At 33.9% G+C, this 17,045-nt stretch carries 16 protein-coding genes; 7 read left to right on the top strand and 9 right to left on the bottom strand.

The features are described 5' to 3' along the window. Positions 1-1,305: an MFS transporter gene (locus tag B9N79_RS24435; protein ID WP_046218436.1), complete on the bottom strand. Its 1,305-nt coding sequence runs from the start codon at positions 1,303-1,305 to the stop codon at positions 1-3. Positions 1,306-2,210: 905 nt separating this feature from the next. On the opposite strand from B9N79_RS24435, the gene rpe reads away from it, so the two are divergent. Beyond that, entirely contained in the window at positions 2,211-2,906 is a 696-nt protein-coding gene (gene rpe, locus B9N79_RS24430) for a ribulose-phosphate 3-epimerase (protein WP_046218437.1), read from the top strand. A 17-nt stretch (positions 2,907-2,923) separates the two neighbouring features. After that, the gene (rbsK, locus tag B9N79_RS24425) at positions 2,924-3,883 is read left to right on the top strand and encodes a ribokinase (RefSeq protein WP_046218438.1); all 960 of its coding nucleotides are present in this window, start codon (positions 2,924-2,926) and stop codon (positions 3,881-3,883) included. Positions 3,884-3,999: 116 nt separating this feature from the next. On the opposite strand, the gene B9N79_RS24420 is transcribed toward rbsK, so the two are convergent. Further along, positions 4,000-4,992 (bottom strand): LacI family DNA-binding transcriptional regulator, encoded by a 993-nt coding sequence (locus B9N79_RS24420; protein ID WP_046218439.1) that lies wholly within the window; start codon positions 4,990-4,992, stop codon positions 4,000-4,002. Positions 4,993-5,210: 218 nt separating this feature from the next. Continuing rightward, on the bottom strand, positions 5,211-5,696 hold the full coding sequence (locus B9N79_RS26660) for a hypothetical protein (RefSeq protein ID WP_046218440.1): 486 nt from the start codon (positions 5,694-5,696) through the stop codon (positions 5,211-5,213). Between the two features lie 831 nt (positions 5,697-6,527). Here B9N79_RS26660 and B9N79_RS24405 point away from each other — a divergent pair. After that, complete coding sequence (locus tag B9N79_RS24405; protein WP_046218441.1) at positions 6,528-6,773, top strand: hypothetical protein; 246 nt, start codon at positions 6,528-6,530, stop codon at positions 6,771-6,773. Positions 6,774-6,947: 174 nt separating this feature from the next. On the opposite strand, the gene B9N79_RS24400 is transcribed toward B9N79_RS24405, so the two are convergent. Further along, a complete protein-coding gene (locus tag B9N79_RS24400) occupies positions 6,948-7,142 on the bottom strand; it encodes a hypothetical protein (protein WP_046218442.1) in 195 nt (64 codons plus the stop codon). A 235-nt stretch (positions 7,143-7,377) separates the two neighbouring features. Here B9N79_RS24400 and B9N79_RS24395 point away from each other — a divergent pair, with 235 nt between their 5' ends. Then, positions 7,378-7,728 (top strand): hypothetical protein, encoded by a 351-nt coding sequence (locus tag B9N79_RS24395; protein WP_046218443.1) that lies wholly within the window; start codon positions 7,378-7,380, stop codon positions 7,726-7,728. Positions 7,729-7,797: 69 nt separating this feature from the next. On the opposite strand, the gene B9N79_RS24390 is transcribed toward B9N79_RS24395, so the two are convergent. Both B9N79_RS24390 and B9N79_RS24385 read right to left on the bottom strand, forming a co-directional pair. Beyond that, a complete protein-coding gene (locus B9N79_RS24390) occupies positions 7,798-8,676 on the bottom strand; it encodes an Rpn family recombination-promoting nuclease/putative transposase (RefSeq protein WP_082864802.1) in 879 nt (292 codons plus the stop codon). A 661-nt stretch (positions 8,677-9,337) separates the two neighbouring features. Beyond that, entirely contained in the window at positions 9,338-10,252 is a 915-nt protein-coding gene (locus tag B9N79_RS24385; protein ID WP_046218445.1) for a 1,4-dihydroxy-2-naphthoate polyprenyltransferase, read from the bottom strand. Between the two features lie 878 nt (positions 10,253-11,130). On the opposite strand from B9N79_RS24385, the gene B9N79_RS24380 reads away from it, so the two are divergent. After that, entirely contained in the window at positions 11,131-12,108 is a 978-nt protein-coding gene (locus B9N79_RS24380) for a bile acid:sodium symporter family protein (protein WP_046218446.1), read from the top strand. A 374-nt stretch (positions 12,109-12,482) separates the two neighbouring features. After that, positions 12,483-12,872 (top strand): SET domain-containing protein, encoded by a 390-nt coding sequence (locus B9N79_RS24375; RefSeq protein WP_019392813.1) that lies wholly within the window; start codon positions 12,483-12,485, stop codon positions 12,870-12,872. A gap of 135 nt (positions 12,873-13,007) precedes the next feature. On the opposite strand, the gene B9N79_RS24370 is transcribed toward B9N79_RS24375, so the two are convergent. Then, entirely contained in the window at positions 13,008-13,670 is a 663-nt protein-coding gene (locus B9N79_RS24370; protein WP_019392814.1) for a ParB N-terminal domain-containing protein, read from the bottom strand. 168 nt (positions 13,671-13,838) lie between these two features. Here B9N79_RS24370 and B9N79_RS24365 point away from each other — a divergent pair, with 168 nt between their 5' ends. Continuing rightward, positions 13,839-14,120, top strand: a complete 282-nt coding sequence (locus B9N79_RS24365; RefSeq protein ID WP_019392815.1) for an AbrB/MazE/SpoVT family DNA-binding domain-containing protein — start codon at positions 13,839-13,841, stop codon at positions 14,118-14,120. Between the two features lie 892 nt (positions 14,121-15,012). Here the strand turns inward: B9N79_RS24365 and map are convergent. Continuing rightward, positions 15,013-15,762, bottom strand: coding sequence for a type I methionyl aminopeptidase (gene map, locus B9N79_RS24355; RefSeq protein ID WP_019392818.1), 750 nt, complete (start codon positions 15,760-15,762; stop codon positions 15,013-15,015). Positions 15,763-16,361: 599 nt separating this feature from the next. Continuing rightward, entirely contained in the window at positions 16,362-16,580 is a 219-nt protein-coding gene (locus B9N79_RS24350; RefSeq protein ID WP_123796590.1) for a hypothetical protein, read from the bottom strand. Between the last annotated feature and the right edge of the window lie 465 nt (positions 16,581-17,045).

Below are 17,045 nucleotides of genomic sequence, written 5' to 3'. Positions count from 1 at the left end.
TTATCCAATAGAAACTTTATTTTTAGAATCTCGTGAAACAATTTCGTCTCCCGTTGGCGTTTTTTCTGTGTTTATCTTTAAGAAATGTGCTAGTACAAAACCTACTAAATACAATCCTGCTAGAGCCCATACAAACCCTTTTGTACCAAATGCGGAAAAAAGAACACCTGCTAAAGCTGGTCCTATAAACTGACTTAATCCTGCAGAAAGATTGTGAATAGACATAGCAGCCCCCCTATTTTCAGGGTCAATTGCTGCAAAGATAGAAGACATTTGGGCAAATGCACCTAGTACTGCTCCAAAAAATCCTGAGACACATACCATTAGCCAAAAATTCGGTCCAAAAGTAATTGGTACATAATAGAATAATAAACAGGAAGCTGCGACTCCAATACAACCAAAATACTGTACAACTTTATTCCACGCCATTCTGTTTGCAACAAATCCCCAAATTAAGTTGAATATAATATTAACTAAATACATAGCAGACCAGATTTTCAACCATTCAGAAGTAGTAAAGCCAACCTCCTTGCTTGTTAAAAACAGAGGCATTGCTACTACAAAACCGTAAACAGCTAATTGATTAATAATACGTACTATAGAGGCAATCGCAATTTTAGGGTTAGTAAAAAGGATAGTAAGTCCTTTTTTTATTGTATCCCCTGTTTCTTTCTCTTCACCTTGTTGCCTTTCAAAATTCCCCTTTGTTAAAAGCACCCCCATTAATCCACCAATAACAACGAAAATTAAACCTAACCAAAGAGATCCATTATAACCCAATGAAGGTATTGTGAAACTAGGTAAATAAGAACCAAATACTCCAAGACCTAATGAATGAGCAAACCAAAACCATCCCATAGCACTTGGAAGTTTTTTATATGGAGTGGCATAAGCAATCCAGACCACAAATGAATAAGCGAATAGGGGAAATCCAAATCCACGTAATCCATACATTATACGTATCATATTTAAGCTTTCTGGAATTGTCCCAAGAGTAATGAATCCTATGTGAAATACACTCCAAATGATTAGACCAGCCAGCATTGTGCGTCTTGGTCCCCAAATATCAGCAAAAAGTGCTGCTAACCAGGATGCAATCGCTACTGTAACTCCGTATATAGTAAAGACCGAAGCTGATTGGGCTGGTGTAAATCCCATCTCCACAATCTGTTTCGATAGGAAGGCTTGTTCAATTCCATCTCCTGTCATAAAAATAATAATTGCAACAAATCCCCATATAAGTGATTTAGGCATTCCAAAAATCATCTTTGTCTCTAAACTGGAAGAAGCGCTTACAGTTTTCATTAATAAACCCTCCTAGATATTCTAATTAGTCTTAAACATAAATCCTTATAAAATCCACTTGCTCTCTATAAAACCATTAACCTTAAAGATTATAATATTATCTATAGGTATATCCATCATGTTGATAACGCTTACAATAAGGCTAATAATTTTTCAATTTCTTTTTATTTGTAATAACGTATTCCAATAACTTCTTTTACTCTTTAATGCAAATTTGGTTATTTCCTAGTGAGATTAGTAAGATAAATCTAAAGTTACTATATAATCTCCTTTTTTGATAAAAATGTTACGCCATACTAAGTCCACTTCCACCCTTCCCTCCCGTGATAAGAACAATTCTTTTTTTCGTTTTAATCTCCCTGAAAATTTGTAATCCAAATTACGGAAAATAATAACATTCTAACGTAACCGGTTACGTTATTAATAAAAAAATATAGTTTTATTTAATCTCTTGTTCTTATAGATTTTTAAAGGGAGATCTTATTTCTGTATATTAGCATATCGTTCTTTTGTACGCAACCGGTTACATTTATCATTTTGATTAGTTTTTAAGTAGTTAAATAGTGTATATTTCCAATTAATAGTGTTGTTATATAAACAATTAAATCCTCATTAATTTCTGTTTGACAAACTAATTTAAAGAGTGATACGATTCACGTAACCGGTTACGTTAAATATTATAGGGTTTAATTTGTTTTTTTACGTGACAAATGTAATTTTTGTTCTATTTTGATTAAATATAAGTATTTGTTTGATATAAAGCAAGATTTTTTATATTAGTTTTATAAAATCATGAATACATCTCTACTTAACTTTATTAAGAAATAATTCATGGAACATTAATTCTATGTATAAACCCTACAAGATTTAATTTCTAACTATATGCTACAGGAGGCTATAAAATTATGACTTTAATTGGTCCATCTTTAATGTGTGCCGATATGGGAATTTTAAAAGAGACTGTAATAAGACTTGATCAAGCAGGAGTAGATTTTTTTCATCTAGACATAATGGATGGAAATTTTGTTCCAAATTTTACGATGGGTCCTGATTTGATTAAAAGTATAAGACCATATACAAATAAACCATTTGATGTGCATTTAATGGTTAAAAATCCTGAAAATCATTTAGATACTTTTATTGAATCAGGAGCTAATATGATTTCAGTTCATGTAGAAGCTACTGATCACCTGCAAAAAACACTGAAAACAATTCGCGACAAAGGATTGAAGGCAGGAGTCGCTCTTAATCCCTCTACTCCACTCCAAGAACTAGTCTATGTTTTAGATACCATAGACTATGTGACTGTTATGACTGTTAATCCAGGGTTTGCAGGGCAAAAGTTTATTCCTTTAATGTATCAAAAGATAAGTGATTTGAAACATTTACTTAATAAAGCAGAATACGAGATTGATATTCAAGTGGATGGAAATATTGGATACGAAACTATTCCTGATGTTTTAAAGAATGGAGCCAATATGCTTGTTTGCGGCACATCTTCCCTTTTTAAACCTGATGTCACTTTTGAGGAAGCTGTAAATCAGCTAAAAGATTTTACGGAAAATCAGAAAACGGATCAATTTAAATTAAATCTTAAGTGATTATTGGAGGTGTACTAATGGGAGAGATAACTGTAGTTGGAAGTATAAACATTGATATTGTTGCCTTTACAAATCATTATCCAAAACATGGAGAAACCGTCTTCGGAAAGAAAATGATGGCGCTTCCAGGGGGGAAGGGGGCAAATCAGGCTGTTGCAAGTGCACGCCTAGGTAAAAAAGTGAATATGATTGGCTCAATTGGCCGTGATTTATATGGAGATAATGTAATCAATTCTTTGACAGCAAAAGGTGTTAATACCTCTTATGTAAAACGAGTAGATGACAGCTCAACCGGATGTGCGATTATTACAGTTGACCAAACAGCTGAAAATACGATGCTAGTTGTCAAAGGAGCCAATGATAATTTAACAGTGAAAGATATTCAAACAGCTTTTTCCACAATAAATAATAGTAAAGTATTACTTGTACAGATGGAGATTCCTGAAGAAGCAGTAATTGAGTCTATGATTCAAGCAAGGAATAAAGGAATGTTCGTAGTCTTAGATCCAGCGCCTGCAGATGGTATTACTGAACGTGCATTGCAATATGCAGATTTAATTGTTCCTAATAAACAAGAAACAAAACAGCTTACAGGCATCGACGTTATAGATTTAGACTCAGCACATCAAGCAGCAGAATATTTTAATCAGATTGGCATTAAAAACTCCATCATTAAAATGGGGGACAAAGGTTCTCTTGTTTATGACAATGGAAAAACGGAATATGTTAAGGCTATTCCAGTTACAGCAGTAGACACTGTTGGAGCTGGAGATTCCTTTGCTGGTGCACTTGCTTCAGCTCTTGCGGATGGAGCAAACCTTGTTGCATCAGTAAAGTTTGCAAACATTGTGGCTGCTTTAAAAGTAACAAAACAAGGGGCCCAAAAAGTACCAAGTATAGATAAGATTAATGAATTTTGTATTAAGAGAGGCATTTCTCATTATTTATTAGAAGTCCCAAACCATAAATTAGTGTAGTATTACTGAACATCTATATAAAATTTATATAAATTTTTAAAGGTAAACACCCGACGTGAGGATGCTTACTAAAAAAAAGACTCCTACTAGGAGTCTTTTTTTTATCTATATTTGTTTTATTTCATAGAAGATTCACGTAAAATAAATTCGATATCAAGTTCTAACTTATTTGGCTTAGATTGTGGCTCTTTAATTAACCTAAGAAGCTCTTCCATTGCCATTTTCCCCATCTCATAGATAGGTTGCTTAATTGTAGAAATAGGGGGAGCAGTATATTGTGACATATCAATTCCATCGAATCCTACAATTGCTAATTCATCCGGTACCTTACGTCCCCATTCATGAGCAGCCTTTAATAAACCAATTGCCATCAAATCATTAGAAGCAAAGACGCCATCTATATCCGGGTGTCTCTGGAAAAGTTCTTTCATACATATGTAACCACTTCTTACGCTAAAATCCCCTAGAGCGATCCAACTTTGATCAAACCAATCAAAATCTTTTACATAATCTCTATAACCCCACATTCTCTGAACAGCTGTAAGGTCATCTTCTGGGCCTCTAATTAGACCAATACGTTTACATCCAATGTCAATTAAATGTTTTGTAGCCAGCTGAGCTCCTACTCGATGTTTAACTGAAATAGAAGAAAAGTCATGAGTTGAAAAGGTTCGGTCAAGTGTAACTGTAGGAATCCCATTGGCATCAAGTTCTTCTAAATCTTTATTCGTTAAATTTAAAGAGTTTATAATGATTCCGTCTACATATCTTTCACGTAGAGTAACAAGATAATTATTTACTTTTTCCCTTTCATCATCTGTATTACATAGAAAAATATTTAATCCGTGAGAATTCGCTACATCTTCTACTCCTCTTGCTAATTCAGGAAAAAATGGGTTGTTGATAGTTGGAACAAGTAAAGCGATCGTATTAGATTTTCGGCTGGTTAAACTCCGTGCAACTACATTAGGTTTATAACCTAATTCTTTAATAACTTTATGTACTCTAGCAATAGTTTCAGGAGTTGCCTCCCCCTTATTATTGATAATCCTTGAAACAGTTGCCGCGGAAACTCCTGCTTTGGCAGCAACATCTCTAATTGTAGCCACTTCCACTACCTCCACCCACGTTACGTTTGTTACGTTTAATATAAATTCAAGACGATTATACCTTTACGTAACCGATTTCCAAAATCGTATCATTCTTTAATTTACTCTGTCAAATTCTAATATAAGTAGCCGATTAATAACTTCTATTCATAAAGTATTTTATCCCTCATCCAATTTACATAATGAAGTTTATAGGAATTTAATTTATATGTTAGCAATTACTCAATAAAATACATCTTTCCATTTATCTCAAGTGATACTGAGGACTGCTTCATATCTTTTTTTAAATGCTTTGCATATTCTACTACTTCATTAATTTTATCTTTATCCAACTTTTCAGCAAAGCTATAAACAATGGTTACTTTTTCTTTAACTAATTTTTTATCATCCCCTATCCAAGCTCCTGTTCCATCAACAGACGTCGCACCTCCAAACATATTAGAGAATTTTTCTAAGGACTGATCAACATACTTTTTATTGTCAATAGGCTCGTCAATATTATAAGTCGATGGGACATAAATTTTCACCACACTATCAAGATGAAATTGACCTTTTAAAATACTAGGCTCCTGTTCCTGAGTTTTCGTTGATTCCCTAACTTGAGTCTCTTCAGTTTCTTTAGTTACAGAACTCACAGCATCATTTGAACAACCTGCCAACAAAAAAACGAAAATTAAACTAAAATATAAAACACCTTTTTTCATTTTTTTCCCCCTTTTTTAAGCACGTATCCCTTTTAAAAACCATTTGCTTTATTATTGATCTAGCACTTAATAAGTACCAACCAGTCGTTATTTATTATATATTGGTAATGTATCCCAAACAATATTCGCATACAAAATTTTCTGAAAAGTATATTTTAAGAGGAATTCTTGCTAAAGTTTATAAAAGAAGGTATTGATTTATATTTTGAGAACTTAAAGGAAACTCTTACTCAAAAAGATTGTGATTTGCTAAATAAATATTATGAATAACATACAATAATCAGAACAAACTATTCAAGATGCGGTAGAATACTCCCTCTTGACATCCAAACATCCAATTTTGTAACAGAAAACCCTACTGGGCATGATCAGTAGGGTTTTCTGTTTTTTATACTGTATATAATATGCAAAGTTAGTTTACATAATCTTTGTTATCGGAAACCGATAATAAAAAACGCTTAGATCATTAACTCTAAGCGTAACATTTTATCTTTTTAAAAAAGGTGATTATAGTTTAATTATCTCAAAAACCATGGTTCTTAGGACTTTATTAAACTTATTTCAGGGTAATAATACCAGCATCCCTAGATTGTTACTTCCGGTAAATAATATGAGGTAGTCCTCTTTGGAATCATTATGATGTAACACATTACATAGTTTCGTTACTTTTTAAACGGGTAAACAACCTACAAATTAAAAATTATGAAATAAGCCTTTTATTTAGAGGGGAATTTTTTTATGTGTTTTAATAGCAAATATGAAGTTGAGTTATGATGGACTATGAGACTGTACTTAGTCAAGTCCTCCATAACACATGAGAGGAGATAAAGGATGATTTCAGAAGATATAAAAACGTTACTAGAAACCTTGAAGGAGTACGGGCATAGTGAAATTACACATTCTGTTTTCCAAAACGGGAGAACAATTCTATCAATCTGCTATTTAGAACAGGATAAATCCTATAAAATCACCTACTTTGAAAATGAAAATATTGAATTTTTCAAGGACAAAGAAGTGGAACTCGTAACCTTATCTATACATAAAGCTATACGTAATAATGAAAAAAAAACCTACTAATTAAATTGGTAGATTCCTCTATTTTTTCAATTTGCTATTTTTATTCCTTGTACTTGTACTTCCCTTTTTACAATCCAAAGAATAAATCGTTTTTCCTGGTTATTTAAAGGTCTTTTAAGTTTCTGACTACATTCTTCTCGCAACATTATGTATCTTCCCAACATATTTGATCTGTTAATAGGCTTTCCCCCTTCCTTTAATTCTTAATTTTACATTTTTATGATTCGATCCTTTGTTTACAATCACCTGCTTTAAAAATTTCCCTATTCGCGTTATAGGAACCAAACATAACTCCAAAGTACGCCCTTGTTTAAGTCTTTTTCTATATATCTGAATAAACTTTTTGCTATCCTCAGAAACAGTGCTCATGATATAGCCTCCTTAACCTTTTATTCTAATGGTGGATGAAATTTAAATTAACATAATCTTTTTTATACGCACTAAAAGAAGAAGCCCTATAACTATCATAAGGCTTCTTCTTTTAGCTTTAACTATTACAACCAGTCCGTTATATAAGTAACTCAAAACTTAACAAAATAAAGATATTCCTTTTTTCTTTGGAAGGAATTATAATAGGAAAATCTGAAAGAAAAGGAAATAAGTTATGGTAGAAGTATTTTGGTACGTTTATTTAGGTTTATTAGGAACTGCAGCAATTGGTTTTTTAATTAAAGGAGAAAAAACGATCTTCTATATAGTTGATTTCATTATCTCTATCTTCACTTGGTTTGGGCTTTTTGGATATGTCACTCATACAATCATGTTTACACCACTTGTATGGCAAATTGTATTTGTTGGAGGTCTCATTTGGGATATTGTATTTAGCCTTATTAAGGGAGTAAAGAATGAAGAGCTTGAAGGGATACCTACATACATTCGATTTATTCTTATGTTAGTCACTACTCTTATCCTGCTTGGTCCTTTGTATTATGGGCTGTTTAATTATGCGTTCTAAGAAGTGAGAGTACCTAAATAAAAAAAGGATTACCTTATACTCCGATAGGTAATCCTTTTTTTATTAAATTTATTGATGTCGAAGGTTATTAATCTCCTCTTGGGTAAGACCTGTAAGATCACTTATGGTTTGATTGTCTATGCCCTTTTGAATCATACCTAGAGCCATATTTTTAATGGTTTCCTTTCTTCCTTTTTCTTCCCCTCTACTTTCAGCTCGTTTTAAGGCAGATTTTTCATCCAATAAAGCCTTTCTTCTTGCTTCATAAGCTAGTAAAACTTCTGGATCTTGACTCACACGTTCCCATTCATCTATTGCTTTTTTTAATACTTGATCTTCTTGCATCGCAATCTCCTCCAGTACTTGAGTGATTTCTTCATCTTCCGATGCTTCAAGTAATAATAACCATCTTACTAATTGATCTTCTCTCGGATCGACTTCTTTTCTACGCCACTTAATAAGTAGTTTGGGAAGTTCCATAAAATGAATTTCTAACATATCTGTTAATAATAACTTTTCTTCTCTTTCGTATAATTGGAAGACAGAATGATAGTGGTTGATATGGGATAAGTAACGGAAGTTTACAATATTAATGGTAATCGTTTGGCATAACTCCCCATAGTCCATTCCTTCCTTCATTTGACTGCTATACATCTTAGACCAATAGTAAAGCGTTCTTTTTTCCATATCATGTTTATTATTAAGTTGAATTTCAATGTTTATACGAGTTCCATCTTCTAATTGAGCATGAACATCTAGGATGGATCGTTTATCTTCTTGGTATTCCTTATTAAAATGTGGATCTAATAAGTGAACGGTCGTAATTTTCTTTTCCTCTGGTAGACGTAGAGCTGCATTTAAAAAAGCAGCTAAGATGGATTCATTTCCATGCGTTCCAAAAAGAGATTTAAAGGCAAAATCGACACGTAAATCTAATCGTTTTGTCATTATATCCTCCATGATTATTTCTTTTCCTCTAGTATAACATGAGTTGTACTTTTTCCTCTTAAGTATACTTTTAAGGATACTTTGTTTTTGTTCCAAATAATAGGGATGACTCTTTTATTGTACTTAGGATAACTTCTCCTATTTATATTTCTCGGTTTATTATGACAGCGATAAAGGGTAAAGACGAATAGAATATTTTTCATTTATAATAAAGAACAATCTTAATGATCTTATTGAAAGTTCATCAGAGAAAGTGAAGGTTTTTTATGAAGAAAAATTTAAAATTACAGCGACGGATTACCTATTGTCCACGTGTTAATCGTTCTGTCAATCATGACATTTCTTATATTCATTCAAATGGACAAAGTGAAATAATTGCTACTTGTACAGGTATTGAGGATAAATGTTATGACTGTTTTACCCTGGAGACATATAAATAATCATAAAAACTTATCTTATAGTACAGGATAAGTTTTTTAGTTAACATAATCCTCGCTATAGTAAGTTAAAAGTATTCAGTTTCTTGTTCAATTAAAGCACCTTACTTATTGAATAAGAATAAGTATCTTACCCTTCATCTATTAGCTTTCTTACTTCTTTGAGACTGGTGACAAATAAATGAAAAAAGCATCCCCTCTACCATTTGGGAATGCTTTTCTATTTAAAACAGATAACTGATTAATAACCCTGTTGATAACAGGAAGGCAAAAATCGTATTTGTTATCGCTGTTGATTTCATTGCTACACGCATATATTGAGGTTCTTTTGCTCCCTTTCGAAAACCTTGAATTGCAGAAATTGGCATCTTCAAACCCAAGAACATAACCAATGCCCAAGGGCTTACATACCCCATCAATACAATTGCCACAATCCACAAATAGGAAATTAGGAAGGAAATAGCTAGAGCTGTCACTGCTTTCTCTCGCCCAAGGAGGATAGCCAAAGTTTTTCTTCCACCTTTAATATCTTCATCAATATCTCGGATGTTATTAGACATGTTGATTGCCCCTACTAAAATCCCAATCGGAATGGAAATCAATATACTTTCAACTGTTAACATATGGGTTTGAATAAAGAAAGCAATTAATACAAAGCCCGTCCCCATTGACAATCCAGAAAGTAGCTCTCCAAGTGGCGTATACGCAATTGGTAATGGACCGCCTGTATATAAATAGCCAACTGCCATCCCGAATAAACCGATGACCACCAACCACCAGCTACTATTCATGCAAATATACACACCGATAAATGCTGCCAAAATATATAATAAAATAGCAACTGTTAAAACGTTTTTTGGCTTCAATCCATGACGAACGATTCCACCACCAATTCCAACAGAATCAGCAGTATCTAATCCACGTTTAAAATCATAATATTCATTAAATAAATTCGTTGCGATTTGTAATGCTAAACATGCCAGCATCATAGCAATAAACAAAAGCCAATTAATCTTGGTTTCATAAAGTGCTGCAACTGTCCCTAATACAACAGGAGCAAATGTTGCTGTTAATGTATGAGGTCGCGTCATTTTCCACATTAATTTAGCAGAACTGATTTCTCCTTTTTCATTCTCCATAAATCTTTCCATCTCCCTGCATTTTCAGTATTACATCACTAGAAGTATTCTTTCTATCTACTTCCTGTTTCCATGATACATTATATCAAGTCAATGCTTATCCTGACATAATTTAATATTAGAAAAGTAAAAAACATACATCAAAATTGAACTATCCTACGCTTTTAGTTGTAGAAAAAATCAGGCATATCCTATACATTTCTAGTTTACATAATGAGTGTTATCAGAAATAAAACTAGTACAAGAACCGTATTTGCGTTGCAAATACGGTTCTTGAAAATGAATGCTTCGCATCATTTTAAGGACGAACAAGATGAAAGAAAAAGCCCCCTCTTGAATTACATTAATCGAAGGTGTAGTTGTCAGATTCAACAACTACTAGGGGTAGAACCAACAATCGTGATACGAAGCGCAATGTATCTAAATAACAGAAAAAGAACTGACCCATGCTTAAGAATTGGTTCTTTTTATTTGAAAGATTCATTATAGAGCCAGTCAATGATCCAGAGATCCATAGAAAACTCACTGTATGGAAAACCTAAGTATTATTCAACAATCGCGCTCTATAGCTGAATAAGATATTAGTTTATGTCTATGCAAGGGACTTCACAGAGACGACCCAGTTTTTCTTGTTTCACAGGAATGTTCCACGAAATCTAGCGTTTTGAGGCCAAAAGCAGGGGGAGGCGTGAAGACATCCTTCAGTATTCGACAATTAAATATATTTTCTGAATAATATGGACTTTCGGAATTTTAAAGGTTATAATAACTAACAATTTATCACAAGATTATTCAAATAAAGGGGATGAAATGGGAAGAAACAATAAAAAAATCTATGAAAATTAAAAATGACTAAAAAGATTGGAGAACGAACAGCAATGAATTTAGTAAATCAAATCAGTACATTGGCGAATAAGTACTTCAGTGTTATATCCATTCTATTTGCCATCGCAGCGTTTAGTTGGCCTGAACAGTTTGTCTGGTTAGGGTCTTACATTACCACTCTACTCATGATTGTCATGTTTGGTGTAGGAATGACATTAAAACCAGTTGATTTTAAGATGGTTCTTACGAATCCAAAGCCTGTCGTTGTTGGCGTGTTAGCACAATTTACGATTATGCCTTTGCTCGCATTAGGCATCGCCATCTTGTTAAATCTTCCACCGGAATTGGCTGCGGGGATTATTTTAGTTGGATGTGTCCCTGGTGGTACATCATCAAATGTTATGGTCTATCTTGCGAAAGGAAATACGGCGCTGTCAATTGCAATGACATCCTTATCGACCATGTTGGCGCCAATTCTTACGCCAACGCTTCTCTATTTCCTAGCCGGACAGTGGATGCCAGTTGATCCAATGGGAATGTTTGTATCTATTCTTAAAGTAATTATCCTTCCCATTGCCTTAGGATTCGTAATTCAGAAAATTATTCCAAATATCGTCGAAAAGGGTGGCGCACTCCTACCGTTAATCTCTGTTATCGCGATTGCTCTTGTTTGTGCGGCAGTTGTCTCTGGGAATAGAGATAATATTGCCTCTTCAGGAATGATTATTTTTGTAAGCGTCCTTTTACATAACATATTGGGATTATTTATTGGCTATTTGGTCGGCATTTTAATGAAGCTAGATACAGAGACAAGAAGAGCTATTTCGATTGAAGTCGGAATTCAAAACGCTGGATTAGGAGTATCGCTTGCCAAGACACACTTCGCTGCTTCTCCGCTCACAGCCTTGCCTGGCGCTGTGGCTGTCACGTTACATGTCATCAACGGATCCATTCTGGCCTCTTATTGGTCGAGAAAGGAAATTGATAAGAAGGAAAGTAGCGTGGGTAAAGATATAAAAATAACGGGGTAAGAGAAAGCTTTGGTCATCCATCCTCTCTATACGATTTTTTAGTTGTATATCATATAAAAACTTAGTTAAGACAACCCATTTTAGAGGAAGTGGAGGAGTTTTAGACCCCTTGTCCCGCAAGGAATCTGAAACTTCTCTTTTTTCTCTTTTATGCAGTATTTTATACATTATGGAGCTGGCAAGCTTTCTTTCCTGGCTCCACATAAAAAGAGTACATCAAAACTGGAGAGTTGATGCACTCCATAAATCTAGAGATGACCTGCCTTTGTTCTAAAGGTTTTGTCCCAGAACCAAATAGTTGATTTTATCATCCTAAACTGTCAAGCTTAACGAAGAACAAAATCTTAGAGGAAAGAATAATATAGGTGACAAGCATGATTGAAATAAAAACGTCTACGCTAAGCGATGGAGAATTCAATAGAGGTGTATTCGCTAAGCAAGATATCAAGAAAGGGACGCTTCTTCATGAAGCACCTGTCATCCCTTATCCTAATAAAGAGCATGAACACATTGAGAAGACAGTACTGGCGGACTATGCTTTTGAATACGGTATAAATCATACAGCAATTCTTTTAGGCTATGGTATGCTGTTTAATCATTCGTATACCCCCAATGCTACTTATAAAATTAATTTTGACAATCATACCTTTGATTTTTATGCTTATACGGATATCCAAGCAGGAGAAGAGATTCTTATCAACTATAATGGAGATGTAGATAATCAAGAGCTCCTTTGGTTTGATCGTGAAGGTGAGAACGAGTAGAAGTAAAAAAGTAAGCCCATCGATTTTCGATGGGCTTACTTTTTTATCTTAAGAGATCTACAATTCAATCAAATAAATTAAAAAATGAGTAATTATTCTTCTTTTTCCTTCTGATAGAGAACAAAAATAGACTCTTTAATAATGTACAGGAACACGTTCTAACTTCTTTTTCTTAGCTACAAAATAACGACTATAACTATCTAAGAGTTCATGGGTTTCCGGATCAATAATAATCGGTTTATCTACCGTTCCATTCTTCTCAATGCTTTCTTCTACTGCCTTTTGTTTCGCTATTCCTGGTGTAAATTGAAGAAAAGATTCTGGGATCTTAATTTCCTCTAAAGACATCCAGTCTCTTGTCCCTTTAGGCACAAGAATCTGCTTTTTCTCTTTCCCTTGCCTATCTTCTTCTTGAGGTTTATTTTCCTCTTGTTTTTTAGCCCTTGAACCCTTTTTCGGTGTTTGTTTCGGTTGTGTCTTCTCTTTTCCTTTATCCTCTATTTCCTGTATCTGCATACAGATGACACCAATCTCACCTGTGCATTGCTCAAACGGAATATCCAGACAAGGCTCTCCTTGGACAAGGAGACGGCGTTGGGAAAATTCCTCTTGGGTTATGTTTAATTTGTTAAATTGTTTTTGACTTAGCACAACGGTATAGGTAATTGCATTACTTTTAAAAGGAATACCTTTAGGCGCATTAGGGCTTCCCTTTTCCTCCATATCAAAAGCTAGGTACTTACCATAGTCTTGAATGGAGCTAGTCGGACGGCCAGTTACACTAATTTTGTGAGCCATCGTTCTCCCTCCTTCTCTCTCTATCTTTCTAGTATATATACCCTTATATAGGATTGAACAGAGGTGGAATCCAAAAACAACGGAAAAATTTATTTTTTCACCATTTTGTTAAATTACTGTTAATATTTGCTACAATAAAATTATCATATGGAAAAAGGGGTTTTTGAATTGAAAAGTACAGGTGTTGTGAGGAAAGTGGATCAATTAGGTCGTGTAGTCTTACCAAAGGAACTAAGAAAAAACTTTGCTATTGAAAAGAATGATCCTTTAGAAATCTTTGTAGATGAGAATCAAATTATCTTAAGAAAATATCAGTATCATAAAGCATGTATGATTACAGGAAAAATATCAGAAGACAATATGGTTTTAGCAAATGGAAAAGTAGTACTCAGCAAAGAGGGAATGGAGATTCTTTCTAAAGAAATAGGAAAAATTGATGTTTACGTCTAAAAAATGAATGATAAGTATAAGTAAGTAGATATAGATGTGATGACAGGCCCGGGTTTTGCGGCATCTTTTGTTTCGTGAATATCAGCAAAATTCAGGCCTCTTTTAATACAAGGTGTGTATTGCTTATATCTCTATCCTAAATGAAAGCTTTGTTAGGTAATTTATCTTTTTTCTTTCCTTTTTTTATTATCAAAAAATCCAAATACAACAGCTAATGAAATAATTATGGCAACCCACGATGACCAATTCATTTTATCACCTCTCTCACCCTTAATTTTACTAATTTGCCGATTTAGTCGAATAACAATAGCCTTAATACTAATACGTTCTCAATGAGTTATAGGTTTCACCCACTTGTAATACATAACGTTATGCATTTATTTCATATTAAAAGAATGCAAAGTAGCACAAAACTTCGAACAAATGATCATAATAAGAGATAATATACAATGAAAACTTGCATTAAATGCAACACCGAACTTACGAAAGCTTATATTTCTGGAATTCAAGGTAAATTTGAGATAAACAAAAAACCAAGAGGTTTATTTAAAGATAGTCCCATTTACAGCAAAGTGTCTTCTTATGTTTGTTCTACATGTGGATACTTAGAATTTTATGTAGATCAACCCGAGAAGTTCAAATGATGAAAAAGCTCTTAACTAAATAGGGCTCTAATTAAAATAAAGCGTATAGGAACTCATTTAATCCTCTCTTTTTCACGAAATAAATAATATCCTAAAGGTAGCAAGATTTAAATCGTAAACAGTCATAAAAAATAAAGGGTGACACATATCGTAGATGTACAATATGCGTCACCCTTTTACTATTGGTTTATAAAAAATCTGATTATTATTCTTCCTATGTTGCTCCACAATCACGCCCTATTGTGGTATTAATGCTCTGGCAATGTAGTAATAATCGGTCCTTCCTTCGTAAGAATAATCGTATGTTCGTATTGAGCCACAAAGCTTTCATCGGTTAGGAGGGTCCATCCATCTTCAGATTGGAAAACTTCCTCTTCAAATGTAGAGATAAAAGGTTCAAAGGCAATGACCATACCATCTTTTAGAATTTCGTCATCCTCGTGAGAGTAATAATTGAAAATATGTTCTGGTTCCTCATGAATGGAACGCCCAATGCCGTGGCCAGTCAAATTTTTTATGACGGTTAAGCCATGCCTTTTCGCTACATTATGTGCAGCTTTGCCGAGCGCGCTTTTTCTCGAACCTGGTTTTGCCTTCTTAAGTCCAGCATCGAATGCCTCTTTAGCAACGTCACATATCTTCTGTAGAATGATCTCTCCCTTCCCCACTACAATAGAAATACCGGTATCTGCGAAATAACCATTTTTCGAACCTGAAACATCAATATTAACAAGGTCCCCTTCTTGAATAGTCTGGTCCCCAGGGATCCCGTGTGCTACTTCTTCATTTATGCTGATACATGTATATCCAGGAAAATCATATTCTCCTTTTGGTGCAGATTGAGCTCCTGCTTTTTTAAACATCTCTCCCGCAATTTCATCGAGTTCTTTTGTAGTCATTCCAGGTTTAGCACAACGGACTAATTCATCTCGAATCGATCCGCAAATCTTACCAATCTCTTTTAATCCATTATAATCCTCTTCAGTTTTTGCAATCATTGTATATCCTCACTTTTTAAATTATTCTATGATCAATAATCAGTATTCCATTTAGATTCTAGTATAAACGAAACGATTTTTTCTTCAACGAAAGGTTCGTTGAAAGAATAAGCAATCAGAAGAATATCGTTCTCAATTCCTAAATTTTTTTATATGCCTCTCCATAAAATTCAAACACTTTCACCTCATGTTAATATTTTATTAATAAGGTTTTCCAAGTGAAGGTCTCGTTCAGTCTGTTCTCAAAAAAAGACCAGCGTTTCAAGCTGACCTTTTAAACACTCTTGTCGTAAAATCCCTTTTTTTTCGCTATTTCACCCATTTTTTTCACGGCAATTGGATTTACTTTTCTTACTTTAATCTTCTTTTCATTCATCCTTTCTCTAAATGAAGTTCACTACATTTTGAAAATCTGAAGAAGAAGAAGAGCATAAGGGGTTTTTGCCCCCACGGACCGTGTGGGGTTAGGCAAAGCCTAACAAAACCGTGGGTACAAAGAAACGGCCGAAGTGTTGACCTACTGCCGATATACTGTTGATATAGTGTTGATATAAAAAATCCGTAGTGTTGATATACGGTCGACCTCACCTTTTTCAAATTTAGTGAAAATCTTGCTCTTTTTCTTTCAACTTTTTGAGCTTTTCTTTTAACATTTTCTTCTCATCTTTATAGAGACTAATGCTCTCTTCTTTCATCCGAATCTCATCTTCTTTTAGTGAAATTTGAGCTTCCGTTTCAGCTTTTTCTGTCTCAATTTGATACTCCATATCAGCTTTTAGTTCACCAATTTCTTTTCTTAAAGCTCTCTGATTTTCCACCTCAACTCCAATCCCTTTTTCATAGGATTTCATTTTCTTTTTGCTGAATGTCTACCACTAATAATCTGTAGGGTTGCATATCCCTAGATGACTTTTCAGGACTTGTAGGCGTTTTAGTTTAATTCAAAGAGATAGTCTGAACGAGTTCATCTTCTGGCTCTTCTTCCTCAGTTTTTTCTTCACTTCCCTTTACATCTACATTTTCTTCTTTCCCTGGCTTTTGATAAAAATCAAATGCTAAGACCTTCTAATTTAAAGATAATTGTTCCACTCTTATCACATACCTAATACAAAACTTTAATTTATAGGTTTATCCTTGAATGGCTTTTTTCTAGACTTTAAAAGGAAACTATTCATCATTTTACATCCAACTTTTTCATCTTATCCCCTTATAAAAATAACCCTTACACCATGTGAGAGTTATACTCTATTCCCTAAAAAACATCAAAAAATCGATTTCGGATT

This window comes from Priestia filamentosa, assembly GCF_900177535.1.
Lineage (GTDB): Bacteria > Bacillota > Bacilli > Bacillales > Bacillaceae_H > Bacillus_I > Bacillus_I filamentosa.
This window is presented reverse-complemented; position numbering and strand designations above follow the sequence as displayed.